The 25,553-nt window shown below is 55.7% G+C and carries 19 protein-coding genes and 1 pseudogene; 9 read left to right on the forward strand and 11 right to left on the reverse strand.

Annotated features, from left to right (window positions below; all coding sequences use genetic code 11):
* Positions 1-209 precede the first annotated feature (209 nt).
* Entirely contained in the window at positions 210-749 is a 540-nt protein-coding gene (locus ABD920_RS16190; protein ID WP_345160512.1) for a DinB family protein, read from the reverse strand.
* Positions 750-1,020: 271 nt separating this feature from the next.
* On the opposite strand from ABD920_RS16190, the gene ABD920_RS16195 reads away from it, so the two are divergent.
* On the forward strand, positions 1,021-1,473 hold the full coding sequence (locus ABD920_RS16195) for a dual specificity protein phosphatase family protein (protein ID WP_345160513.1): 453 nt from the start codon (positions 1,021-1,023) through the stop codon (positions 1,471-1,473).
* Between the two features lie 256 nt (positions 1,474-1,729).
* Entirely contained in the window at positions 1,730-2,458 is a 729-nt protein-coding gene (locus ABD920_RS16200) for a metallophosphoesterase (RefSeq protein WP_345160514.1), read from the forward strand.
* On the opposite strand, the gene ABD920_RS16205 is transcribed toward ABD920_RS16200, so the two are convergent.
* The 4 genes from ABD920_RS16205 to ABD920_RS16220 all read right to left on the reverse strand — a co-directional run bounded on the left by ABD920_RS16205 (position 2,455) and on the right by ABD920_RS16220 (position 6,944).
* Positions 2,455-3,306: an aminotransferase class IV gene (locus tag ABD920_RS16205; protein WP_345160515.1), complete on the reverse strand. Its 852-nt coding sequence runs from the start codon at positions 3,304-3,306 to the stop codon at positions 2,455-2,457. The two genes, ABD920_RS16200 and ABD920_RS16205, sit on opposite strands and share 4 nt — an antisense overlap.
* Positions 3,290-4,399, reverse strand: a complete 1,110-nt coding sequence (locus ABD920_RS16210) for a DmpA family aminopeptidase (protein WP_345160516.1) — start codon at positions 4,397-4,399, stop codon at positions 3,290-3,292. Before ABD920_RS16210 ends, ABD920_RS16205 begins: the two co-directional genes overlap by 17 nt.
* A gap of 63 nt (positions 4,400-4,462) precedes the next feature.
* The gene (locus tag ABD920_RS16215) at positions 4,463-5,233 is read right to left on the reverse strand and encodes a carbohydrate kinase family protein (RefSeq protein ID WP_345160805.1); all 771 of its coding nucleotides are present in this window, start codon (positions 5,231-5,233) and stop codon (positions 4,463-4,465) included.
* A gap of 361 nt (positions 5,234-5,594) precedes the next feature.
* Positions 5,595-6,944, reverse strand: a complete 1,350-nt coding sequence (locus ABD920_RS16220; protein ID WP_345160517.1) for a sugar porter family MFS transporter — start codon at positions 6,942-6,944, stop codon at positions 5,595-5,597.
* Between the two features lie 367 nt (positions 6,945-7,311).
* Between ABD920_RS16220 and ABD920_RS16225 the strand changes: the two genes are divergently transcribed.
* Entirely contained in the window at positions 7,312-9,789 is a 2,478-nt protein-coding gene (locus ABD920_RS16225) for a penicillin-binding protein 1A (RefSeq protein ID WP_345160519.1), read from the forward strand.
* A 138-nt stretch (positions 9,790-9,927) separates the two neighbouring features.
* A pseudogene (locus ABD920_RS16230) lies at positions 9,928-10,818 on the forward strand (NAD(P)-dependent oxidoreductase); the annotation flags it as partial.
* Positions 10,819-10,931: 113 nt separating this feature from the next.
* Here the strand turns inward: ABD920_RS16230 and ABD920_RS16235 are convergent.
* Both ABD920_RS16235 and ABD920_RS16240 read right to left on the reverse strand, forming a co-directional pair.
* The gene (locus ABD920_RS16235) at positions 10,932-11,882 is read right to left on the reverse strand and encodes an NADP-dependent oxidoreductase (protein WP_345160520.1); all 951 of its coding nucleotides are present in this window, start codon (positions 11,880-11,882) and stop codon (positions 10,932-10,934) included.
* A gap of 189 nt (positions 11,883-12,071) precedes the next feature.
* Positions 12,072-13,241 carry a hypothetical protein gene (locus tag ABD920_RS16240; protein ID WP_345160522.1) on the reverse strand — a complete coding sequence of 390 codons (1,170 nt, stop codon included), beginning with the start codon at positions 13,239-13,241 and terminating at the stop codon, positions 12,072-12,074.
* Positions 13,242-13,721: 480 nt separating this feature from the next.
* Between ABD920_RS16240 and ABD920_RS16245 the strand changes: the two genes are divergently transcribed.
* Both ABD920_RS16245 and ABD920_RS16250 read left to right on the forward strand, forming a co-directional pair.
* A complete protein-coding gene (locus ABD920_RS16245) occupies positions 13,722-15,560 on the forward strand; it encodes a PAS domain-containing sensor histidine kinase (RefSeq protein WP_345160523.1) in 1,839 nt (612 codons plus the stop codon).
* A 223-nt stretch (positions 15,561-15,783) separates the two neighbouring features.
* Positions 15,784-16,128 carry a peptide-methionine (R)-S-oxide reductase gene (locus ABD920_RS16250; protein WP_345160524.1) on the forward strand — a complete coding sequence of 115 codons (345 nt, stop codon included), beginning with the start codon at positions 15,784-15,786 and terminating at the stop codon, positions 16,126-16,128.
* A 125-nt stretch (positions 16,129-16,253) separates the two neighbouring features.
* Here the strand turns inward: ABD920_RS16250 and ABD920_RS16255 are convergent, their stop codons facing one another.
* The gene (locus ABD920_RS16255; RefSeq protein WP_345160526.1) at positions 16,254-16,715 is read right to left on the reverse strand and encodes a DUF4268 domain-containing protein; all 462 of its coding nucleotides are present in this window, start codon (positions 16,713-16,715) and stop codon (positions 16,254-16,256) included.
* A gap of 136 nt (positions 16,716-16,851) precedes the next feature.
* On the reverse strand, positions 16,852-17,226 hold the full coding sequence (locus ABD920_RS16260) for a DUF7009 family protein (protein WP_345160528.1): 375 nt from the start codon (positions 17,224-17,226) through the stop codon (positions 16,852-16,854).
* 365 nt (positions 17,227-17,591) lie between these two features.
* On the opposite strand from ABD920_RS16260, the gene ABD920_RS16265 reads away from it, so the two are divergent.
* The 3 genes from ABD920_RS16265 (at position 17,592) to ABD920_RS16275 (ending at position 21,704) form a co-directional block, all read left to right on the forward strand.
* A complete protein-coding gene (locus ABD920_RS16265) occupies positions 17,592-19,049 on the forward strand; it encodes a M48 family metalloprotease (protein ID WP_345160530.1) in 1,458 nt (485 codons plus the stop codon).
* A gap of 639 nt (positions 19,050-19,688) precedes the next feature.
* Positions 19,689-20,288, forward strand: a complete 600-nt coding sequence (locus tag ABD920_RS16270) for a hypothetical protein (RefSeq protein WP_345160532.1) — start codon at positions 19,689-19,691, stop codon at positions 20,286-20,288.
* 342 nt (positions 20,289-20,630) lie between these two features.
* Entirely contained in the window at positions 20,631-21,704 is a 1,074-nt protein-coding gene (locus ABD920_RS16275) for an NADH:flavin oxidoreductase/NADH oxidase (protein WP_345160533.1), read from the forward strand.
* Positions 21,705-21,784: 80 nt separating this feature from the next.
* On the opposite strand, the gene ABD920_RS16280 is transcribed toward ABD920_RS16275, so the two are convergent.
* Positions 21,785-22,951: a PepSY-associated TM helix domain-containing protein gene (locus tag ABD920_RS16280; protein WP_345160535.1), complete on the reverse strand. Its 1,167-nt coding sequence runs from the start codon at positions 22,949-22,951 to the stop codon at positions 21,785-21,787.
* A 74-nt stretch (positions 22,952-23,025) separates the two neighbouring features.
* Positions 23,026-25,464 (reverse strand): TonB-dependent siderophore receptor, encoded by a 2,439-nt coding sequence (locus tag ABD920_RS16285; RefSeq protein WP_345160537.1) that lies wholly within the window; start codon positions 25,462-25,464, stop codon positions 23,026-23,028.
* Positions 25,465-25,553: the final 89 nt, after the last annotated feature.

Raw genomic sequence — 25,553 nt, forward strand, 5'->3', positions numbered from 1 at the left:
ATAAGAACTTGTTTCATAGCCTTGGCTTCCCTGTTGCTCCTCAGCTCCTGCGCGACCAGCGAGCAGCAGGAGCTGAGGAGCAACAGGGAACAGGTGCACCGCTGTTAAAGGCCACGAGTCTACCAGCAGGAGGTTGGGGTTACTGCATTTCATGCGCCGACAGGTGGGGCTCAATGCAGGCCAGTTTATATATCCTTTCATATAGCGCGTCAGGAAGCCGGTGCGGCCGTGCCCCGCAGGATCCGGGACGTTACGCTGAGTTGCCCCACATGCCGCATGGTGTGCTCGGCGGCGTGCACCAGCAGCCCCAGTACGGTGGAGGGGATTTGCGCCCGCCCTACCCCCCGCAGCTCAGTCAGCGCCTCCTGATCGGTGCGGCGCAATTGCTCCAGCGCCTTGCCTACCTGCTGGTTAAAAGCCTGCACAAAGTCCTGCGTGCTGCAAGTTGGCTCGGGGCATTTGCCTTCAGTGCCCAGGGCATCAAGTTGCGCCTGGCTAAGCGCCTCTCCCCGCGCGTACGTCAACAGCCGGTCGAGCACTCCGGTGAGGTGCTGCAGATGAAAACCCACTGAAGCCACTCCCGCAGGCCGCTCCCAGAGCAACTCCTCCGGAAAGCCCAGCATCAGCGCATCTACCTCTTCTCTTGCCTGCAGCAGCGCATGGGCCACCGGCTGCAGCAAAGGCGGCATATCGGGTAGTGGTCCGCGCAGCCAGACTTCCTTGTTTTGGGGTGGTGTCTTATCATTCATATGGTCAGCACTAAGGATTTATATATACAGGCAAGCCGTGCGCTGCGTTTCACTGTTTCAGCCAGGTTTCAGCTACCGCATGTCTAAAGAAGCTACAAACTAGTGCCCTGAACAGGAATGGGAAAAGATATCTCTTAAACATAGTCTATTTGCTGTTCAACCTTCCAGGGTACAAGAATCTGACGTAAAATCCAGCGCACAACATTCTGCTATTTAGTTAGTTATACATGATAGAGCACCGAACTCTACATCTTCTAAAGCATCATTCAGCATGTTTACTGTAAGACCCTGGCTATATATAGGGAAGCACCGCGATGCGGAAAACCTTCCGCAACTGCAAGCTTACCACATCAGGGGAATGCTGCAGTTGGAAGAACCTGTGGAGCAGCCGGGCATACATACGTTATTTCTCCCGGTGCAGGACGGCGTCCCCATTTCCGAAAACGATTACCGCCGCGGCATCAAATTCATGTTACTGGAGCACCAGCTGGGCAGAAACGTGTTGATTGCCTGTGCCACAGGCATCAGCAGGTCCATCACATTCGCCATTGCCGCCCTGAAAGAAACAGAAGGCAGCTCCCTGCTCTCGGCTTACGGGGAAATCGTTCAGGAGCATGCCATGGCCTTGCCCCATCCGGCGCTGTGGCAATCGCTGTGTGCCTATTACCAGGAGAATATCCCCTATGTGGAGGTGCTGAAGAGATACAACAGGGCAAAAAACTGAGTTAAACCAGCCCATGCAGCCTGCTGCTATTACTTGTGCCTGAAAATTTCTGCCTTATATTCCAACTAAACTCTAAATCCTGGTGCCCTATCTAATTTCCTGCAGGTCATCTCAACCGGCAGGATAGGCGTAAAGCAAGAGCCTGTGCCACATCAACAGAAGCTGTCCAGCTTACGTTATTTAGAGTAATCCTGCAGCCAACCAGCATGAATACAGGAGCGACCTTTAACAAGGGGATGAGATGAAACGGTTTGTGATGTCAGACAGCCATGGCGCCTACGAAGCCTTGGTGCAGTGTATAGAAAGGAGTGGCTTTGACAGTGAGGAGGATACACTTTTTTTCCTGGGTGATGTGGTGGACGGATGGCCTGAAACAATGGAGAGTGTGGACCTGCTGCTGAGCATAAAAAACCTGGTGTACCTGCTGGGCAACCACGACCAGTGGGCGCTAAAGTACTACAGCGGCCAGATGTCCGGGGCCGGGGATGAGCTTTACCTGTGGCTGACGCAGGGAGGCGACGCCACCGTAAAATCCTATGGCGCCCGCAAGCCCATGCCAGCAGCACACCTGGAGCTGTTGCGCAACGCAAAACCCTATCATATCACCGACGACCATATCCTGCTGGTGCACGCCGGCTTCGACATGGCCAAGCCGATAGAGGAAACGGCCACCGACTACCTCATCTGGAGCAGGGACTTCGTGAAAGACTGCTATCACCAGTTTAAAAAACAACAGCTTATGCACATGGCACCGTACAAGGAGGTATATATAGGCCATACCCCCACCCTCTCGCTGGACAGGTCACAGACGCTGCCCCTTCAAATGGGCAACGTTACCCTGATGGATACCGGGGCTGCCTTCAGCGGCCTTCTCTCCATCCAGGACATAGACAGCAAACAGGTCTGGCAATCAGACATGGTCATGCGCCTGTACCCGAACCATAAAGGGCGCAACGGCATGAGCTGGAACGAACTGCACGATTAGACGGGGAAAAGCAGGCTTTCCTCCAGCTGCACAAGCTCCTGAAACAGTAAATGTGTCACCGCCCCGGGTTTGCCGTTTCCTATCTTCACATCCCCCACCTGCACTACCGGCAGGATCTGCTTGGTGGTGCTGGTGAGAAAAGCCTCTTTCGCTTCTTTGACATCATCCAGCGTCAGGGTGCCCTCCTCTGTACTATACCGCCTGCCGGCCAGTTCCAGCACATGCTTCCGGGTAATGCCGAACAATACATTCTCCGCCGGAGTCACGACGGTACCGTCCTGCCGGACGATAAAGAAATTACAACGCGGCAGTTCCGTCACCACCCCGCCGCGGTGGTAGAGCACATCGTCTGCCCCTTGTTCCTTTATTTTGTTCAGGAGGCGGATACCCATGGTGTAATTGATGGTTTTGACGAAAGGCATTTCCCGCATATACTCGTGGGTGATCAGCCTCAGGCCCCTCTCCCGCAGCGCCTGACCGGGCAGCGAGAGCGGCTGTTGCGTGATGAGCAGGTTGGGAGCCGCGATGTCATAGCCGCTTTCGGAGTAGCCGCCCGTCAGGATCATCTTCATGCCAGACATTTGCAGCCCATTCAAATCAGTCAGTTTATATATGGCTTCCCTCAGTTCCACGTCCGATAGAGGGACGGGCAGGTTCATGAGCCGGGCTGACGCCCCAAAGCGGGCCAGGTAATCCTCCAGAAACAAGGGTTTCCCGCCCATGACCTTAAAATAATCAAACACGCCGTAGCCGCGCTGGATGGCCAAGTCGCTTATATGCAGGAACGCCTGGTCCAAGGGCACAATCTCGTGCCGGACAAAGGCATATAGTCTATTTCCTGATGACACGGTGCTGTTTTAAAATGCGAATTACTTTATCCAGCGGCAGCGCTTCCACTACATGCTGCTCCTTCCCTTCTGTGGTTTCAGCTTTGAAGAGCGAGTTGATGATCGCCTCTTCCGTCGCCTCGATGATCGCCATAAACAACGGCGACATCTCCTCGTTGCGCAGCAGGGTAACTGCCTGCGTTTTATCCGATGACGCATATGGCACCCGCAGTCCCGGATGCGAGGAGAAAGCCACCACGTAGTCGCCGCTGCCGTTTGAGGCGATACCGCCGGTTTTGGCCAGCCCCATGATACCCCTTTTCGCCATGCGCTCCAGGTTGCGGGCATCCACAGGAGCATCCGTCGCCACAATGATCATACAGGAGCCGTCGGCGCTGTCTTGGATATGCTGGCTGCCGAAATACTGTTTCAGACCCTCGCCCACCGGGGCCCCGTCAATCTGTAAAACCCCGCCAAAGTTGGTCTGCACCAGCACCCCCACGGTATAGCCGCCCATGGCGTCGGGCAGCCGCCGGGAGGAGGTGCCGATGCCGCCCTTAAAGCCGAAGCAGACCGTACCCGTGCCCGCTCCCACGTTCCCTTCCGCCACCTCGCCGCCCCTGGCCTCTTGCAGGGCTTCCCGCACGTGGGCCTCGGTTATGTGCCTGCCCCGAATGTCGTTCAGGTAGCCGTCGTTCGTCTCGCCCACCACCGCATTCACCGACTGCACCTGCTCGTTGCCGGACTGCTGCAATACATAGCCTACTACGGCATCCAAGGCTGTCCCCACGCCCAGGGTGTTTGTCAGGATGATGGGTGTTTCGAGATTGCCCAGCTCCTGCACCTGCGTGGTGCCGGCCAGTTTGCCGAAGCCGTTGCCCACATATATAGCGGCCGGAACCTTCTCCTGGAACACATTCCCCTCGTGCGGCAGGATGGCGGTAACGCCTGTCCTGATAGCATTCCCCTCGCGCAGCGTGACATGGCCCACCCGCACGCCTGCCACATCGGTGATGGCATTGTGTATACCCGTCGGGAGCACCCCTATTTTTATGCCGTACTCCCTCGCCCGCAGGCGCCGCTGGCTCCAAGCCTGGGATGCAATTCCTGCCATCAGAAGAAATAATATGAGAAGTTTCCGAACCATATACCTGCTTGGTCAAACCGGCGCAACCCCTCAGCTATTGATCAATTGACTCACTGCCTCCCGCGGAATGACCGGCGTGGCGCCTTTCTTTGTAGCCACCAGCGCCCCCATCGCACACGCTTGCTTCAATGCCTCCGGGTAGCTTTTGCCTGCAATATAGTGCGCCAGGAACGTCGCCAGGAAAGCGTCACCGCTCCCGATGGTGTCCTCCACCTCCACGTGGTAGCCGGCCTGTTCGTAGTTTCCTTCCGCACTGAGCACAGCGGCCCCGTTCTCACCGCGCGTCACGATGATGGTCTGCACCGCGTATTGCTCCCTCAGAAATGCCATCGCCGTTCTCTCGTCTGTATAAGGCTGGTGCCACCCGGTGATCTCGGTCAGTTCGTGGTGGTTCATCTTCACGATATCCGCCTGCTGCAGCAGGGGCTCCAGCACTTCGCGCGCGTAGTGCGGCGGCCGCAGGTTCACGTCGAACACTTTCCTTTTCGCCACTTTCAGCAACGCGAGCAGCGTGTTGCGGGAGGTTTCACTGCGGGCGGCGAGGCTGCCATACAGAAAGTAATCGCTCCCGGCCACCACCTGCTCCAGCCCCTCCTGCAGTTGTATATAATCCCAGGCCACCGGCTGCACAATGTCGTAGGTCACCTCGCTGCGGTTGCTCACGTTCACCAGCACCACGCCCGTCTCATGCGCCTCATCCACCTGCACCCACTGGGTGTTCACCCCCTTTTGCTCCAGGTAACCGAGCAGCTTGTCACCCAGGTCATCATGGCCCACCCGGCTCACCACCACAGGCGACAGCCCCTGGTACTACAGGTGAATGGCCACGTTCATGGGCGCCCCTCCCGGCAGTTTCCCGTCCGGCAGCATGTCCCAGAGCATCTCCCCGAAGCAAATGATTTGATCGTTCATATAGGCTGTGTTTTGGATGTAGGTATTTATCTTTTACGATATAAAGCGCAACCTCCCGGCGAAAAATCCCTTTCGTGCTAACATTTTATTTCAGAGCGGCTGTTTATATATAGCATACTTAAATTCTGCCCCATCCCTCCGATGATGTAGGGAGCCATATATAAACCAACTCCTCTTCAAAGCAATCCCTGCCGCACTCCTGTATCCCAAAGGTCAATACTCCATCATTTCTATGCCAATGTCTCTTTTTTCATTCCGCCTTCTCCAGCACCTCATCCTCTACCACGGCCCGTCCGATCTGCTCCAGCGACGTTTCCTTTGTTTCGGGCATCATGCGCCACACAAAGATCAGCTGCAGCACCATCATCACACAGAAGATCAGGAAAGTCAGGCCGCCGCCCAGCGTCTCAGCGACGTAGGGGAAGGCAAACGCAATGATGGCCGCCAGAATCCAGTGCGTGAAGCTGCCCAGCGCCTGCCCGGAGGCACGCACTTCGTTCGGGAAGATCTCCGATATAAACACCCATATAACCGCCCCCTGCGAGAAAGCGAAGAAAGCGATGTAGATAAAAAGGTAAATCGGGACGGCATACCCCTGAAAGCTTTGGGTAAAGAACGCCAGCGAAACAAGCCCCAGCGTCACGATCAGCCCGAAGGAGCCGATGAGCATGAGGGTGCGGCGCCCAAAGCGGTCGATGAAGTTAAGGGCCAGCAGCGTGAACAGGAAGTTCACCAGCCCCACTCCCGCCGAAGAAAGGAGCGCGGAGCTTTGCCCCAGGCCCGTCATTTCGAAAATGCGCGGCGCATAGTAGATGATGGCGTTGATGCCCGACAGCTGGTTAAAAAAGGCAAACAGCACGGCCAGCGTGATGGGTCTGCTGTAGTGGCTGGAGAAGAAGGGCGCGGCGGGTTTGGAGGCATCGTGTTTGGAGGTTTCCAGGATCTCCCGGACAGTGAGCGCTGCGTCCACCTCGGGGTTGGCCGCCTGCAAAATGCCCCGTGCCTCCTCCACCCTGTTGCGCTTGAGGATGAGCCAGCGGGGGCTCTCCGGCACAAACAGCACCCCCAGCAGGAAACCAACGGCCGGGAAAGCCTCTACGCCCAGCATCCAGCGCCAGTCGTTGGGGCCTGTGCCGCCGATGAGGTAGTTGGACAGGAACGCGATGAGAATACCGAATACAATATTAAACTGGAACAGCGCCACCAGCCTGCCCCGCGACCTGGCAGGGGCAATCTCGCTTATATATAGCGGGGCAGTCACCGACGATGCCCCCACGCCCAGACCGCCCAGGAAGCGGAAAAACAGGAAAGCGTACCAGCCGGTGGCCAGCGCAGAGCCGACCGCGGATATAAAGTAGAAGACCGCGATCCAGAACAAGGTTTTCTTGCGGCCCAGCTTATCAGAGGGAATGCCGCCGAACAAAGCCCCGATCACGGTGCCGAAAAGGGCAATGGAAACCGTGAGGCCGTGCTCAAACACGTTCAGGGACCAGTTATCCTGTATATCCCGCTCCGCCCCCGAGATCACGGCGGTGTCAAAGCCAAACAGGAAGCCGCCGAGGGCCACCACAATCGACCAGAAGAAAACTTTTTTATTCATCAGTTCAGTCCGTTATATATTCATGCCGGGATCAGGATCCTGCAACTGGCACAACAGCAGCAGCGGCGGCAGGAAAATCCATTTCAATATATAAAAACAATATGGAGGAAGGAGCTTTCGAAAAAATCTTTTCCTGCCCACCTGCTAATTCTGGCTGGAGAAGAGGCACAGAGCCAGGCAGTTTGTCTGCTCTCTTCCCATTGGGTAACAATATGGCGCAATTCTTGAACGGCGTGCAACAATTAAGGCGGGGCGGCGGGAATGATTATATCCTCAGAAATCGTTTGTAACTCGCAGTCTCAAATACGGTTTAAGGAGGCAGTTATTCCGCTACGCCGGGGGGCCTCCGCTAAACAGAACATAACACATGAAGCGTGTGCTGAAAAATATCATCAAGTTTGTCGTCTATAAACTCCTCTTACCGGTTCTCCTGTTTTTGAAAAGGGAGCTCCACCTGTTTTACCTGAGCCAGAAACCCAAATTCACCGGCGCCTACTGGCGGCATAAAGGAAACAAGGCCCGCAACTTTGATTTCAAGAATGCGAAACTCTCTGATTTCAGGTTCCTGTTCCGGGCCATGCTGAAGGGGTCGCTCGTCCTGCTGCTGCTATTCGCCATATTCTATATGGCCGTTTTCATGGGGGTGTTTGGCCATATGCCTTCCAAGCGCGAGCTGCGGGCGCGGCAGAACAACACGGCCTCGGAGGTATACTCGGCGGACGGCGTGCTGCTGGGCCGCTACTATATACAGGACCGCACCAACATTGCCTACGACGAAATTGCACCGGCTGCCATAGAGGCGCTGATCGCGACAGAGGATGCCCGGTTTTACAAACACAGCGGCGTGGACGTCCGGAGTGCGTTCCGGGTACTCATCAAGTCGCTGCTGCTGCAGGAAAGCGCCGGCGGCGGGAGCACGCTGAGCCAGCAACTGGCCAAAAACCTGTACCCCCGCAAGGATTTCAAAATCTGGGACATGCCCGTGAACAAGCTGCGGGAGATCATCATCGCCCGCAAACTGGAGGGCATCTACACCAAAGAAGAACTGCTGGAACTGTACCTGAACACCGTTCCGATGGGCGGTAACCTCTATGGCATCGAACGGGCGAGCCGGCGCTTTTTCAACACCACCGCCGACTCGCTGAAGACCGAGGAAGCCGCCGTGCTGATCGGGATGCTGAAGGCCACCACCACCTATAACCCGCGCCTGAACCCGGAGCGGGCGCAGCAGCGGCGCAACGTGGTGCTGAACCAGATGGCGAAGTACAACTTCCTGACCGCTGCCAAAGCCGACTCGCTCAAAAAGCTGCCGTTGGAGCTGGATTACCGCTACATCACCCATAACGATGGCCTAGCGCCCTATTTCCGGGAGCAGCTGCGCCTGGAGCTGGAAAAGTGGGCGGCCTCGCAGAAGAAAAAGAACGGCGACCCCTACAACCTCTACACCGACGGGCTGAAGATCTACACCACCATCGATGCGGGCATGCAGCGGCACGCCGAGCGGGCCGTGCGGAAAAAAATGGCCCTGCTGCAAAAGAAATTCGACCAGCACTGGAAAGGCAGAAACCCGTGGGGCAAAGACGCAGACGTGATACAGGCCGCCATGCAGCGCTCCGACCGTTACCGGAAAATGGAGCGGGCCGGCATCACGCAGGAGGAGATCAGCACTGTGTTCCGGGAGCCGGTGCCCATGGACGTGTTCAGTTGGGCCGGAAGCAGCAAAAAAGAGATGAGCCCGCTGGACTCACTGGCTTACTACGGGCGTTTCCTGAACACGGGCCTGCTGGCCATGGACCCGCGCACCGGGTACATCCGCGCCTGGGTGGGCGGCATTAACCACGACATCTTCAAATACGACCACGTGCGCTCCCGCCGTCAGGTGGGTTCTACCTTTAAGCCGATCGTATATGCCGCCGCGCTGGAGAAAGGCATCGCCCCCTGCACCTTTTTCCCCAACGAGCGCAGAACCTACCCAGAATATGAAAACTGGTCGCCGCAGAACGCGACCGATACTTATGGCGGCGAGTACAGCATGCGGGGGGCGCTGGCACATTCCGTGAACACTGTCTCGGCGCAGCTGATCATGGAGGCCGGCGTGGAGCGCACAGTGGAGCTGGCGCACCGCTTAGGCATCAAGGGAGACCTGCCCGCCGTGCCATCGCTTGCACTGGGCACCGCCGATCTTTCGCTGCTGGAGATGGTGAGCGCTTATGCCACGTTCGCGAACGAGGGCTACCAGGTAATCCCCACCTATATCGAGAAAATCACGGACCGCAGCGGCAAGATTATCCGGCAGCACCACGCCAACGAGTTTGCCCGGCGGGTACTCTCCCGAAAGAACGCCGCCATTATGCTCCACCTGATGCAGGGCGTGGTGGAGGAAGGAAGTGCCGCCAAGCTTCGCTCCGAGTACGGCCTGAAGATGGATATCGCCGGCAAAACCGGTACCACGCAGGAGAACGCCGATGGCTGGTTTATCGGCATCACGCCCAAGCTGGTAACGGGCGTGTGGGTAGGGGCCGAAAGCCCGAAAGTGCGGTTCCGGACCCTGCAGCTTGGGCAGGGCTCGAGCACAGCACTGCCTGTCTGGGGCGATTTTATGAAGCGCATCGCCCTCGACCCGGCTTACCCGGGCTATATGAAAAGCCAGTTTGACCCGCTCCCGGAGCGGCTGCAGGAGCAAATGGCCTGTGTCTCCTTCCGGGCTGAGCCGCCAAACCAGAACTTCCTGGACCGCCTGTTCAACAACGTGGCTGATAAGGCCGTGAAGTCTTACAAAGACTGGAAAGAAGAATGGAAACAGCGCCGGCAGGAGAAAAAGAAGCAGCGCAGAAGAGGGAATTAGGGCTATATGCCTTTTCCTCAAGTACCCCACAGCCTGTCCTACCACGCAGACTGAAATCTACTTCCGCTTCTAGTATCCTAAATCATGGGGATGCGTTTTGAGGAATGCAACGGTAGATAACCCCGGAAGCACTTCAGATATTTCAAAACAGAGCCGATGAAAGTAGGATTTATAGGATTAGGGATCATGGGCAGCCGCATGGCTGCCAACCTGCTACGCGCGGGTCACGAACTGGTGGTATATAACCGCACACAGGCGAAGGCCGACGCACTGGTCGCGCAGGGTGCCGCACGGGCGGCGTCGGCGGAGGAAGTGGCGCAGCAGTGCCGCCTGGTGTTTACGATGCTGGCCACGCCCGAAGCCGTGGAAGAAGTAGCCGCAGGCACGGATGGGTTTCTGCGTGCCCTGCCCGGCAACTCGCTCTGGGTAGACTGCAGCACCGTGAACCCTTCCTTCTCCAAAAAAATGGCCACACAAGCCCGTAAAATGGGCCAGCGGTTTTTAGACGCGCCCGTGTCGGGCACCCTGATGCCAGCGGAAAAGGGAGAGTTGATCTTTTTGGTCGGCGGCGATGCGGCAGACCTGGAGCAGGTGCGGGAGTTGTTGGAGGTGATGGGCAAAAGCGTGGTGCACGCGGGCGAAAACGGGCAGGGCGCCAGCATGAAAATGGTGATCAACATGCTGCTGGCACAGGCGATGGCTGCCTTCACGGAGTCGCTGCGGCTGGGGACTGCGCTGGGCCTCTCAGAAGAAGTGCTTTGCCAGACCCTGCTGAACACACCCGCCGCGGCCCCTTTTCTCAAATCAAAGCAGCAAAAGCTCCTGCACCGCGAATTCTCCGCGGAGTTCCCGCTGGAGTGGATGCACAAAGACCTGCACCTGGCCAGCCTGACGGCATATGAGCAGAACATTGCGCTGCCTGCGCTCCAAACCACGAAAGAGCTATATGCCCAGGCCAGGCAACAGGGATTTGGCGAAGAGGACCTATCTGCCATATACCGGGTTTACCTCCCGGATGGTGCTGCGTAAGCGGCCGGCAGGAGTTTAAAAGGAAAGCGCACGGACCCTTCCGGCCCGTGCGCTTATATATAAACCTGCATTGAGAATCAAAAGCAAGGCCCTCCAACTGTAAAGAATCTCCCTTACGGCACAAGCACGATTTTACCGGTGGTGTGCCCCGACTGTATCTGGTTCAGCGCCTTGACAGCCTCGTCTAAAGAGTAAGTTTTGCTGACGTGCACTTTCAGCCGCCCGGACTCCGCCAGTTCCCGCAGATAATCCAGCTGGCTGGCGTTCGGTTCCACAAAAACATAGTGGAAGTTGATCTTCGGGTCAATGTTCTCCCCATGGTTGAGAATAGAGACAAGTGTCCCGTTGGGCTTGAGCGCCGGCAGGCTCTGCTCCAGCGTTTCGCCGCTGGCACAGTCGAAAATCAGATCCACACCGCCAGGCAATATCTTTTTCACCGCCTCTCCAATGTTGGCGTCTTTATAATCGATGGTATGGTCAGCGCCCAGCTGCTTCATAAAGGCGTGGTTTTTCTCGCTGGCCACGCCAATCACTTTCGCGCCTTTCACTTTTGCCAGCTGAATGCCCAAAGAGCCCACTCCGCCGGACGCGCCCAGGATCAGCACCGTCTGGCCCTGCTCCAGCTGGCCGGCATCAAAAAGGGACTGGTAAGCGGTGAGGCCCACCAGCGGTATCCCGGCTGCCTCCTCCCAGGATATGTTCTTCGGTTTTTTCGCCAGGTACGTCTCCGGGAGCACGATATATTCCGCGAAGGTACCGTACTTCACCAAAGGCCGGCGGGCATAGGCATATACCTCGTCGCCCACCTTAAACCTGCGGGCGCTGAACCCGCGCTTCTCAACCACGCCCGCCATATCCCAGCCCGGGATCACGGGGAACTCGTAAGGCAGAAAATCCTTCAGATACCCTTCCCTTACCGCATAATCCACGGGGTTAACGCCGGCGGCCCTGATGCGCACCAGCACTTCGCCCTCCTGCAGGTCCGGCACTTCCACAGTCGTGATCTTGACCTTATCAGGCCCGCCGAACTCCTCATACGTTGCTGCCTTCATCTGTTTTTCCATAGCTATCTTCTGTTAGGTTTGAATGAGAAAGGCAACGGTCCTATTGCCCCCTGTCTTAGAACCTACGCAGCAACGGAGGATAAGGCTTGTTTATCAAGGTAGAAAGAAACTTGAGCGGACATCCAACAGCAGGAAAAGCCGGAAAAAATGTTTAGTTCAGGATTACATGGCCAGGCTATATATAAAGGGCTATTTAATGCGGAAGGCCCTGAGTTCCTCATCGATGCGCTTGTTCCAGCTTGCCTGGGCGGCTTCGTCCAGGCCGTGGCGGGTTTCGTTGTCATACTGCTCCTGCAGGCGGTTCATCTCCCGGAACGACTCAATGTACTCATATTGGATGATGCTGTTGAAGTCCTCCAGCGTCAGGCGCTCCGGCGTCAGCTTTTTCTTGAAACGCTCCGCCACCAGCTTCACAATGTCGAAATGGCGCTGTTCGTGGTTCAGGCCATATGCATTGCGGGCAGGCGCCTTTACCCATGAAGAGCTTTTCAGCACATACACCTTCATTACAAGGTCGAGGTGAATCACGCCATCGATCACCTCGGGTTGCCCTTCGTAAGCAAAGCTCGGGAAAACGGAGGCGGCGAACGTACTGGGTTTAGAGGATGCTCCCTGAAAGTCGGTCCAGGCGAGGGGCCGCTCAGGGCTGTAGAAAACTGAGTCATCCTCCAGATTCAAGGCATGGTCCCGGAACGAAACCTTCAGCGCCTTGGCCAGTTTCTCGTTGGTGCTGGCCTCGCGGTCCATCCACGTGTTCAGGTACAGCAGGGCATCGGCCAGGGAGCGACGCAGGGCCGGCTCCACCACGCCGTGCTGGCTGGCTGGCCTGTCGTAGCGGGCACCGCCCTTGTACTCCACCAAGGGAATGAGCTGGCCGTCGCGCTCGTACTCAAAGGCCATGGCCACCACCACATGCCCATCCACGCGGCCTGCTTTGGCTCCCGCTGTCTCGGACACGAGGCACTCCTTCAGGCGCACCACTACCGGGCGCAGCTTTTTATTCTGGGGCAGGCTCTGCTGCATAAAGTCCCGGATAGCCGCCAGGCCACCGCCCTGCAAGTCGACGGGGAGTGCCTTGCCCAGGGGTGCGGCAGGCGCAGCGGGCAGCGGGAACAGGTAAGCCACGGCTTTCCGGTCCTGCCGCTCATCCACCACGCTGGCTATATAGAATTCGGTTGGGGTAAAGGCAAGAGGTTCGGCACGAAGGACAAGGGGCTCCGTGGTATCCGCAACTGGCGCGGCGGCAGACAAAAGGGTGAGCAGCAGCAATGCGGCGAAACCCCCTATATACAGTTGCTGCAGAAGTCTGCGCGGGTTCTCGCCGCGGTTTTCCGGACCGGATGCCTTATTGAGATGCATATGTTTCATCTGGTTTATATGGGTTTAACTGGGCTGGCTTTGCACCGCGGCCGTCGGGAGTACTTTGCCCTAAAAACGCTGCCGCCGTCCTTGGTAGAAACAGGAAGAGGCGTATTTCAGTTCGATGTTCCCGGGTGAAGCTTTATGAAGGGCGCCACGGGGTTTGGGTATATGATGTTATACGTGGCTAAAAATCCAGACCCTACGTCATGCCTCCAAAATATTTTAAGTACCGGACACTTCAAATAATAGCCCTATATCATTTAAAATCAAGTTTATATATCCATTTCAACCAAATCTATCATGTCAGCAAAACTAAAATCATAACTATTATATATGCGAATAGTATAAAATACAAATTCAGCATTTTAAGGGTTTTTTACTTTAAATAGTTCTATAATTCAGGAATAAACAAAAATCATATACCCATAACCATATAGCTTCTATGCTTGCGGATAAGCCACTTAGTCAGATCAATGTATGAGCGAGGACACCCTTTCTCCGGAGTTTTACCACGCGCTTGTCCGGCACAGCACCGCTCTTATTTCCGTCGTGAACAATACCGGCATTTACCAGTATGTCAGCAGTTCGGCGGTGCGCCTGACCGGCTATGGCCCCGAGGAGTTGCTGGGCAAAGCAGCGCTGGAGTATATCCATAAAGACGACCTGCTGCGCATGAAGGCCGCTTTCGCGCTGCTGAATTCGCAACAGGAGGTAGAGGTGCCGTTGTTCCGGTTCAGGACAAAAGACGGCAGCTGGCGTTGGATGGAAGCCGTGATCACCAACGCGATGGACGATGAGCTTGTAAACGGGTACGTGATCGACGCCAGGGACATCACCTTGAAAAGAGAGTCCCAGCTTACCCTCGAGCGAAGCCACAGCTTCTATACCTCCCTCTTCCAGACACACCCCGACGCTGTTTTCACGTTAACGCCCGGCGGCATTTTTGAGCAGGTGAACTCGAACATCTGCCGTATCCTCTCTTACAGCCGGGCAGAGATCATAGGGGAGCATTTCTCACGGTTTATTGCGCCCTCGTTCTCATTCGAGGCAAACAAAGCCCTCAGCAAAGCCCAGAACTGTGAATCCATTGCGTTGGAAGGAAAGGTCAGGAATAAGTACGGGAAAGTCAGGACCCTCAACTTCTCCATACTCCCGGTGTGCATAGGGCAAAACCTGATCGCCATACTGGGCATCGCCAAAGATGTGACTGCCGAGAAAAAAGCCCTGAATGAGCTCGAAAAGCTGTCGCTGATTGCAAGCAAGGCGGTGAGTTGCGTGGTGATAACAGACGTTGCCGGCAAAACGGAGTGGGTGAACAGCGAGTTCACGAAGGTCACCGGGTACAGCATGATGGAAGCCATCGGCAAAAAGCCGGGCGAGCTGCTGCAGGGGCCGGAAACGGACCCGAATCACATCCTGGAGATGAAAAGGCTTTTTGAAGAGAACGAGCCGATTTCGCTGGAGATCCTGAATTACCGCAAGAACGGCGAGAAGTTCTGGTTTTACATGGACATCACCCCTGTTTTTAACGACGAAGGCAAGGTCTCGCAGTACTTCGCCATCCAGTATGACGTAACGGAGCGCAAGGAGGCGGAGAAGAAGATGCGGCGGCTGTCGGAAGACCTGATCCGGCACAACCGCGAGCTGCACCAGTTCAACTACATCGTTTCGCATAACCTGCGCGCACCGGTGGCCAACATCGTGGGGCTGGTGTCGCTGCTGGAGCACATGGACCATGAGAACGAGAACTTCCCGCGGGTGCTCCAGAAGCTCAGGGAAACCTCCTCGAATCTGGACACAGTTATAAAAGACCTCGACGAGATTTTATCGCTCCGGGACGAGAGCAGTGGCGGTTTCCATGAAAACGTCTGCATCAGGTCCACCTGCGAGGAAGTGGCACGCAGCCTGCAGGACCGGATAGAGTCGGCGGCGGCCACCGTACAGCTGGATGTGCCGGCGGAGGTGTGCATTCAGGCCAACAGGGCCTACGTCTACAGCATTTTTCACAACCTGCTCTCCAACTCCCTCAAATACCGCGACCCTGAGCGCCCGCTATTTATAAGCGTCTCCTATGCCAAGGAAGGAAAGCAGCACCTGATCCTGTTCCACGACAACGGCAAAGGCATTGACCTGACCAAGTTCGGGAGCCACCTCTTTAAGCTTTACGGCAAGCTGGAGAAGAAAACGGAGGGGCGCGGCATCGGTTTATATATGGTAAAGGCGCAGGTAGAGACACTCGGCGGCACCATCGACGTGGAAAGCTCGCCTGGCCATGGCACCACGTTTTATCTCAGATTCAGCGAAACCGAAGCTTAATTCCTTTCAGTAGCCTTTATGTATGTGCGGCTTCACACGAAAAGCCTGAAGCCAGATGTGTTATTACAGCTAATTTTTGGGGGCTTCCTTTCATATAGTTGTTGCCAATTAGAAATACTTCTTTCGGTTCATCGCCCTGCCATCATATTATAAAGCAAGATCTTAAAGGCATCAGACCATCCGTGACCTGAACATACCAGACGGAATCAAGCTTCTTCGCCGTATGTTAAACAACGCAGGCGGGATATATAAAATGAGCATAGGGCACAAGTTTGAGCGAAAGCAGCAAGGCACAGAGACGCAGGCTATATATAGCTGCGCAGTTTGCGGCAACAGCCTGTTCTCTGCAGCGGAGGAGTTTGATGCTGGCTGCGGCTTCCCGAGTTTCTGGGCGCATATAGGGGAAAATGTGCGGCGGCAAACGCTCAGCACCTACGGCAGAACCCGTACGCAGTTGGTTTGCAGCCAGTGCGGCGCGCACCTGGGCCACCTCTTCGACCATCCACGCACCCCGACGCACGTCAGGTACTGCATCAGCAACAGCGCCATCGAAGGAAAAAGCACCTGAAACAGAACACACCCAAGCGATTTTCTGCAAAAGAGCCCTTACTTCTATTGGTTGGTATATATAGGCAGCGGCAATATATTGATAGGTATGGAGGTTTAAAACCTATTTTGCAGCCACCCCGCTGCCTACCAGAAACTGTCGAAACTGTACTTGGCATTACTCCAGAACTCATCTAAGGCAACAAGGCGCGGTTTGAAAAATGAGATGAGCTGGGGCCAGTCGTCCTGGTTGAAGACATTAACCGGCGCGATTTCTTTGTAGATCCTGCTGATGGTTTTGCCGTTTTCGTCTTTGGTGTGCAGCAGCCACTCCCACTCCTCCCCGAGGTACTCGTGCAGCACCTGCTTCAGCTCCCTGAACTGATCGAAGAAAAGCTCCTGCAGTTCAGTATCCGGGTGTGTCAGTTCGATGCCGATCGAGGCCTTTCTGTTATCAGCCTGCATCCTGAAATAGACGTGCTTCTGGCCTGTTCTGTAATTCAGCCAGTTCACTTTTCCCCCGTCGGCAGGCGGGTGCGGAGCGATATACTGCCCCAGCGTTGTCCAGAAAGCCTGCCGGAGTTGCGACGCTTGCTCTTTCTTGTACATCAGGCCATTTTGATACTGTGCCCCAAAACTGCTTGCCAGCGTGCTTTGGTGCGGGTTATATATAAAATCAATTAAGATAGGTTATACAAACGGGGGCCGCCGAAGCGGGATGTCGGTAACCATTACCCCCTTTGGCTTAGCAAGCCGCGTTTGGATTGGGGTATGTGCCCACATTATCCTCTTCCGGGGCATCCAGGCACGCAAAGTCTTTCTCCACCAGCAGATCCATCTGCTGCCCTTTCCCGGTATCCACCCTTCCGTCGAAGCCGACGAGTGCCGTGCCCGTCCATTTCGCGGCCAGCTCCTGCGGCACCCGGATGGTGGTGGTGTTCGCCTCAAAGTGCACGGCCAGCTCCGGTGCTGGCGAAACCTCCAGCATAAAGCGAAGCTGGTCGGCAGGCGCCGGCCCGAAGGCTGTTACTTCTGTTATCTTGCCGTGCTGCTGAAAATAACTGACCTCCGGTTGTTTTAACCGGAAGCGGATACTGTTACCTGAGATTCTGACTTTCATAGGGCTTAAACTTTTTACCAGCGAAGGCTGCAGGCAAGGCGCCACCCCCTGCTTGCTTTCTAATACTCCCCAAAGGAAAAGACTTCTAAGCGAGGAAGCAAGCAGAAGCCGGCAAGAAAGTGTGCCGCCGCTGCCTGCATCTGGCACAGCGGCGGCAGGCTGGCAAGCAATTTGCACTTACCCAAGGACAGGCAGCAGATACCATAAAAAGCCCTGCCATCTGACAGTCTGGCGTCTGCCAGGCCCGCATGCACGTCAACTTGCAACTAAACAGGTGCAATGCCGTTGCTATTAGTGAAAATTTATCAACCTGAATATAAACTTATCAGGAACTGACGGTCTCCTGATATTTACAGACTGAAATTATGAAGAAATATACCATCACCGGCTTTACAGTTGCGATTATGCTGCTCTTTCACTCCTGCGCCACCAACCCGGTCACAGGCAAGAAGGACCTGATACTGATGTCGGAGGAGCAGGAAATAGCGCTGGGTGCTCAGTCGGACCCGGCTGTGGTCGCGCAGTTTGGCTTATACCCGGACGAGAAGCTACAAAACTTCATCAAGGAGAAAGGAGAAGCCATGGCCGCCATCTCGCACCGCCCCGAACTGGATTACACCTTTCGGGTAGTTGACTCTCCCGTGACGAATGCGTTTGCCGTGCCAGGGGGCTACGTGTACTTTACGCGCGGCATTTTAGCCCACTTCAACAACGAGGCGCAATTTGCCGGGGTGCTGGGGCATGAGATCGGGCATATCGCGGCGCGGCATTCGGCGCAGCAGCAAAGCAAGTCCACGCTGGCGCAGGTAGGCCTTATCGCCGGTATGATCATCTCCCCGGAGCTGGCCCAGATGGGTGATGCGGCCGCACAGGGGCTGGGCCTGTTGTTTCTGAAGTTCGGGCGCGACGCTGAGCGGGAGTCAGACAGGCTGGGCGTGGAGTACTCAACCAAGATCGGCTACGATGCCGATGAAATGGCTGACTTTTTTATGACCCTGCAGCGGCAGCAGGAAGGCAACGGCGCGGCGATTCCGGGCTTCCTCTCCACGCACCCGAACCCCGCCGACCGCTATAACACCGTGAACCAGCTGGCAGGCGAATGGAAGCAAAAGCTAAACCTGACCACCGCCAAGATTAACCACGACAGTTACCTGCGCATGATCGATGGGCTTGTATATGGCGAAGACCCGAGACAGGGTTTTGTGGAGAACAACACTTTCTATCACCCCGAGCTGAAGTTTAAGTTTCCGATTCCGGGCGGGTGGGGACATATGAACTCGCCACAGCAGTTCCAGATGGCGCCGAAGGACGGCAAGGCGATGATGTCGCTGTCGCTGGCCCCCGGCGAGAGCCTGGAGGCCGCCGCACAGCAGGTGCTGCAAGGCTATGGCCTGCAGCCGGCGGAGTCTAAAAAAGTAACGGTCAACGGCTTGCCCGCCATCGCCATCATCGCCACACCACAACCCCAGCAGCAGCAGCAACAGCAGCAGCAGCAGCAAAACCTTCGGGTGCTCATGTACCTGATCCAGTACGGCGGCAATATCTATAACCTGATGGGCGTGACCACCTCCACCGATTTTAACGCCTATTTCCCGCTGTTCAGCGCCACCATGGAAGGGTTCGCCACCCTCACGGAGCCAGATAAGCTGAAGCGGCAGCCGGAGCGTATCGAGATAAAGACCGTGCCGCAGAACACCACCCTGGCCCAGGCTTTCCGCACCTTCAACGTGAAAGACACACGGATGGAGGAACTGGCCATACTGAACGGCATGCAGCTCACGGACCCGGTTCAGAAAGGAATGCTGATAAAGGTAGTAGAATAAGCACAGGGCAAAAAAGCAGGGAGGGCGGCTGATCATGGATCAGCCGCCTTTCCTGCTTTCAATGCTTTCCACTGAACTTTGCTGCTTCAAAAAACATGTGCTGCATCGGTCAAAAAGCCGAAGAACGAGAGGTAAGACGCAGCATCACCTATATCTTCCGACGGATCTGGCAACACTTCCCATCCCACAGCCACGCTATATTTGGCTGAAGCCTCTATTGATGATGTACTTTTCAGCTTTCTGCCGTGCTTTGGCGCATGCGTTTCGCCGAATCCGCTTGGCATGACCTATTTTGAGTGATTGACCTGGGTAAAGCACGATGAAGGGGCTGCTTCAGCCATATATAAAATCCACCCGTCCACACCGAGCGGATAGCTCAAGACTACCTTCCATTGAGTCACTGCAATGGCATTTCTTCACCGGGGCCATTACACTATGAAGTGTTGCAGTGGCTGAAAGGTATCACGAAGGAAAAAGCAAGAAATAACAGAATGCTCCAATACTGGATTGATCGCTCACTTACTTTATTTGGTTATTGCAATCAATTTAGCATGTGTTCACCCTGCTTCTGCTGCATATTCTTAGTATTAGCCGAAGCACCTCGTAGGTAATTCACTTTTATAAACTATATATAAAAACATGAAAAAATCTATCCTACAAACAACCGCAATGGCCGCATGCGCCATGTTCCTATTCACAGCTTGCAACGAAGACAGCGTAGGTCCGCAGGACATGACGGCACAGAACGTTCAGGAGGCACACCGGACTAACTCGCTGAACCTGAAAAAGACTTATACAGCTGATATCATGTCGTTGAACAATTCCGGTGTAACGGGTACCACCACCCTTACCCTGGACGGAAATATGCTGACAGTACACATTATGGCGACCGGTTTAGAGCCCGGCATGGTGCACCCGCAGCATATCCATGGCTTCACAGAGAACAACAACAACGCCATATGCCCGCCCATGTCTGCCGACACAGATGGAGACGGACTTGTGGAATTAGTGGAAGGCATTCCGTTCTACGGAGCCGTATTACTGCCACTGGATCCATTCCCGACCGCACCCGATGGCTCTATTGACTATACCCGCACGTTCGACATCAGCGACAAAGTAGCGCTGCTCCCGCTGCAGAACAATGTGATCGTGCTGCACGGCATGACGGTGGACGGCGAGTATATCGCCACCCTGCCAGTTGCCTGTGCTGAAATCAAAACAATGAACAACGGCAAATAAAATAGCTTGTTAAGGCTACTTAACAACCACTTTATGGAGGGCTGACATTTAAATTTCACCTCCCAGTTATTTCCATCAGAAGCCGCCCGATCTATAGATCGGGCGGCTTTTTATATGTCGTGCTTACGGGTTTTGAGAGCGCAAGCTGAACAAAAAAAGCTCAAAGCGGTATTTTATGCTAAAACCACTTCATGCTGCGAAAGTTGCACCGGCTACGTCAACCGTAGCAGGATTCGCTACGTGGCTGGCGGGATGCGAACCCTTTTCCGCTGCCGGCTTCCTGGTAGGCAACGGCAGGCGGCAAAGGTGCTTCATCAAAAAACGTTTTATATATACCATATCATGTCCAGACTTTTCAGTCCACTTACCATAAAAGACATCACCTTCCGGAACAGGATTGCTGTATCGCCGATGTGCCAGTACTCGAGCGAAGACGGCTTTACGAATGATTGGCACCTCGTGCACCTGGGCAGCAGGGCGGTCGGCGGCGCCGGCCTTGTAGTGGTGGAGGCCACCGCTGTGTCGCCGGAGGGCCGGATAACGCCGGATGATGTTGGGATCTGGAAGGAGGAGCATGTCGAAAACCTGAAGCGGATAACCTCTTTCCTGGAGGCCGAAGGCGCTGTGCCGGGTGTGCAGCTGGCCCACGCCGGCAGAAAAGCCAGCCACACAAGCCCATGGAAAGGAGGTGCGCCGATTGCCCCTTCCGAAGAAAATGGCTGGCAAACAGTGGCGCCCAGCGCCGTGCCCTTCACGCCGGATGAGCCCGTTCCTACCGCTTTGGATGAAGCTGGAATCCGGAAAGTGATCCATGACTTCCGGGTGGCGGCACAACGGGCTTTGGCTGCCGGGTTCCAAGTAATTGAAATACACGCCGCGCACGGCTACCTGTTGCACGCGTTTTACTCGCCGCTGAGCAACCGCCGCACCGACGCCTACGGCGGTTCCTTCGAAAACCGGGTTCGCTTGTTGATGGAAGTGACGGAAGCTGTACAGGAGGTGTGGCCGGAAACACACCCCCTCTTTGTGCGCATCTCTGCCACCGACTGGACCGAGGGCGGCTGGACCGGAGAAGATTCTGTGGAACTGAGCAAGCTGCTGAAAGCCAAGGGCGTAGACCTGATAGACTGTTCCACCGGCGGCAACGTACCGAACGCCAGTATCCCGGTTGGGCCGCTCTACCAGACGACTTATGCGGAGAAAATAAGGAAGGAAGCGGGTATCATGACGGGCGCCGTTGGCATGATCACGACATCCGCAGAAGCCGAAGCCATTATAGCAGACGGCAAAGCCGACCTTGTGCTGCTGGCCCGCGAAATGCTCCGGGACCCGTACTTCCCGCTGCACGCTGCCCTGGAGCTAGGGGCGGATGTGCCCTGGCCGGTGCAGTACCAGCGGGCGAAACCACGCAGGTAATTTGTAAGTTATATATAGCAAAGCGGCTGAAGGATATGTTCTTCAGCCGCTTTGCTATATATAACCCGCCTTAAACCATCCTACACCCTCACGGATGCCGCCATTCTTTTCTTTGGCTTTTTCCTCAGCTTGTTTATCCAGATCATAGTGCCGGTAACGGGCAGGCTGGTGGCAATGAGGCAGGCAATGAAATACAGTATTTTGGAGAAAGTGCCATAGACCTCCCCCAGGTGCAGGGGCTTGATGAGCGACACGATCTGCACATTCAGGGGCTTTTCGGCAAAGATCTCCACCTTCAGCGGTTCGCCGGTATGCTGGCTAAGCTGCACTTTGTCCGCAGCGGAGAAGGCAAAGAAGCCCGCCGCAGTCCTATAAACCACAACGGCAGTGCTATCATCCTCCGGCAAAGTGATCCTTGTGTTCCCATCGGTGGCGAGTATTGTATTGGCTTTTGCCAGGTAATCCGAAACTTGCAGCGTAGCTCCGCCAGCCATTGGCGCGGGAGAAGCCAGCGGTTTCTCGCGTCTTCCCTTAAATACCTCCTCTCCCATCAGTTTGCTCAGGCCTTCGCGGTACCAGTCGAATGACCAGCAAAGCCCGGTGAGCGCCATGACCAGCAGCAGCAGAAAAGAATAAAAGCCGAGCGTGTTGTGCAGGTCGTGGTTGATGCGCTTCCACCTGGCGTTTGTCTTGATTTTCAGGCCCTGCTTCCAGTTCTTCCGCTTCACCGGGAACCACAGCACCAGCCCTGTCAGCGTCAGGAACACGAAGATGATGGTGGCGATGCCGACGATCATTTTCCCTACGCCTCCGTCAATCAGCAGCCAGCGGTGCAGTTGCATCATCGTCTGGAAAAACTTGGTTCCGGGGCCCTCCGTGGTGCCTTTCACAGCTCCCGTGTAAGGGTCCACCATATAGGTAGTGGGGCGCCCCCCTCCGTGTTCCGCCCCGCCCGCCGGGGCGGCAACACTGAAGCGGTAGGTGCTCCCTTTGTCCTGCGGTATCTCGATCGCAACAACTTTGCCTTTCAGTTCCTGCTCTGCCTCCTGCACCAGGGCATCCACAGGTATAGGCCGGGTCAGCGCCTTCACCTCATATTTGTCCGGCTCCAGCCACTCCTCAATCTCGGAATGGAAGGTGTAGATGGTGCCGCTCAGGCACACCACAAACAGGACAAGGCCACTGGCAATGCCGAGCCACAGGTGCACATCGTTGAAAAGCTTGCGCAAAGTATAGGTGTTCTTCATGGTGTGATAGTTTTCTTCCCGAATCACGGCAGCTGCCGTTTGTGACTAATTCCGATCAAACGTAGCTAAAAAGGTTAAAATGTGTAGGTAACGACTCCGGAGAAATTTCGCGGCTGTATCCTGTCGATAAAGTTAGACCGGTACGCGTCATACCCCACCTCGTCCAGGATATTGTTAAACAGCAGCCGCAGGCCCCAGTGCTTCTCAAACGCATAGCCCAGTTGTGCATTCACGAGCGTGTAGGCTTTGTTGTACCAGGGCGCGGTGTCCGGCGAAATGGCATGGTACTGCACCCCGTCCTGCGTCCAGTCGTTGTAGGGGCGCTCGCCAAGATAGTAGGCGCCTACCCCCAGGTTCAGTCCGCGCGCGATGCCGTCTGTGAAGGAGTAACTGGCCCAGGCGTTGAAGGTATGCTTCGGGGTGTTGTTTGGCGCCGACCCGGGGACAAACGTGGTATGGTCTTTATACCGGGCATCTATATAGGCATAGCCCGCCACGATCTCCAGGTTGGGGAGCACGCGGCCTGTCAGTTCCACTTCCACGCCTTTGCGCTCGTCGTTTCCGCCCTTGGTATAGTAGCCGGCCGGCACCACGGCGCCGGTCTCGTCCACCCGGAACACCTCCAGGTTCATGTCGCTGTTGTTGATTTTATAGAGCGTCAGGTTGAAACGGAGGCGATCCTGGAACCACTCAGACTTGATCCCTGCCTCCAGCTGGTCGATTCGCTCTGCGCCCAGCGCCTCGCCGTTCGCGTCTGCCACTGCTGCGGAGCGCGGGTTCGAGCTGTTGGTATAAGAACCGAAAAGATTAATGTTGTCGCTCACCGTGAACATCACCCCGGCCAGCGGGTTCCAGAAGTCAGAGGTCTCGCTGTTCTCGCCGTCGTCCTCTGTCTTGTTCGTGCTGTACCGCACGCCGCCATATACCCGCGCCCATTTGGTCAGCTGAACCACATCCTGGAACGTAAGGCCGAAGCGGGAGTCATAGGACTGTGTCTCGCGCGTCAGTTCAAAAGCAGGAACGCCTTCCGGCAGGGCATTCGAAACAGTGGCCGGATCCAGCACATTGATCACATCGATCCCGATGGAATTGTACGAAGGCTGGTAGAGGTCTATATAGCGGTAGTCGACCCCCGCCTGGAAAGTGTGCAGGATACTCCCGGTCTTTATTTTCTGCCCGACAAGGTCCAACTGCAACACCGTGCTTTTATCCTCCCGCGTGGAGTTGTGGGAAATGGAGCGGTTATACCAGTTCACCTGGCTGGTGTTTATATCCTTCTCCACATCCTGTTTCAAAGCCGACAGGTTGCTCTTTATCGCGTCAGCATTATAATTAGAGTGGAAGGTGGCCGCGCGTATATATAAGTTGCTGGTGAGGTTATGCTTAAACCGGGCAGCGTAGGTGCTGTGCTTGATATCGGTCATATCTGACTCAAAGCCCAGGAACCGGTTAGCGGGCAGGTCGTAAATCTCATTTTCTGCATTTCCCACCGACAGGTTCACCGTCCCGACGTCGATGCTCTGCTCCTCATCGAAGTAATCCATTTCCAAGGTAAGGGTGCTCTTCGCGTTTGGCCGCCACTCGACGGAAGGGTTGAGGTAGAACGACTCGTTGCGCATATGGTCCCGGAACTTGCCTCCGTTTTCGTATGCGCCGTTCACGCGCACCGCCAGGGTGTTCGATTCATTGACCACGCGCTGCACATCAAACGTCGGCCGGATCAGGCCCCAGCTGCCAGCCCGTAGCGACAGCGATCCGGCATTCTCAAACTTCGGCGTTTTGGTGACGATGTTCACGATACCACCGGGTCCGCCGAGGTCAGTTGCCGCGCCCATCGTGATGGAACTGGCGCCTTTCAGCACCTGAATGCTCTCCACCCCCTGCATGTCGGTGGAGAAGCCCCCGCCCCGGAAGTCCGTCATCACGCGCACCCCGTTTTTCAGGGTGGGGATGCCGCGGAACCCCCTGGAGGATATGCTTTCGCGCACGCCGCCAAAGGTGGCATAGGTATATACGCCCGGCACGTTGCGCACGCCCTCGATCACCGTCAGGGCGCCCTGCTGCTCTAGCAGGCGTTCCGATATTACGGAGATGCTCTGGATCTGCTCGCTCGGCTTGAGCGGCAACCGGGTAATGGCATCCAGCTTCTCCGGCTGTTTGTCCCGCTCCCCGAACACCTCCACCTGGGCAACCTCGTTTGCCTTTGGCGACAGCGTAAGCGTAAGTTCCTTATTTGTCCCCCGCTGCAGTTGCACCTGCACCGCCTGGCTCTCGAAGCCAAGGGAAATGACGCGCAAGCGATAGGATCCCTCCGGTAGTCGGTAGAGTGAGAACCGGCCCTGCTCGTCCGTGATGGTGCCGTAACGGGTGTTTTCCAGCACGATACTGGCTGTTGCGATAGACTGGCCGTTCTCCTGCAGTATCCGGCCGTGTAGTGCGGCCCCGCCGTGCTGCGCCCATATGATAGGAGACACCAAAAGGAACAGGAAGGTAAAAGCAAATTTTCTATACATTGTTTTTATTTAGACTTATTACAAATAACTATCTTTGGCAAATGTAGGCTTTCACAAGCGGGGGCGGTTATCGAAAAAAGAAGAAAGAT

This window comes from Pontibacter saemangeumensis (assembly GCF_039541895.1).
In the GTDB taxonomy this organism is placed as follows: Bacteria; Bacteroidota; Bacteroidia; order Cytophagales; family Hymenobacteraceae; genus Pontibacter; species Pontibacter saemangeumensis.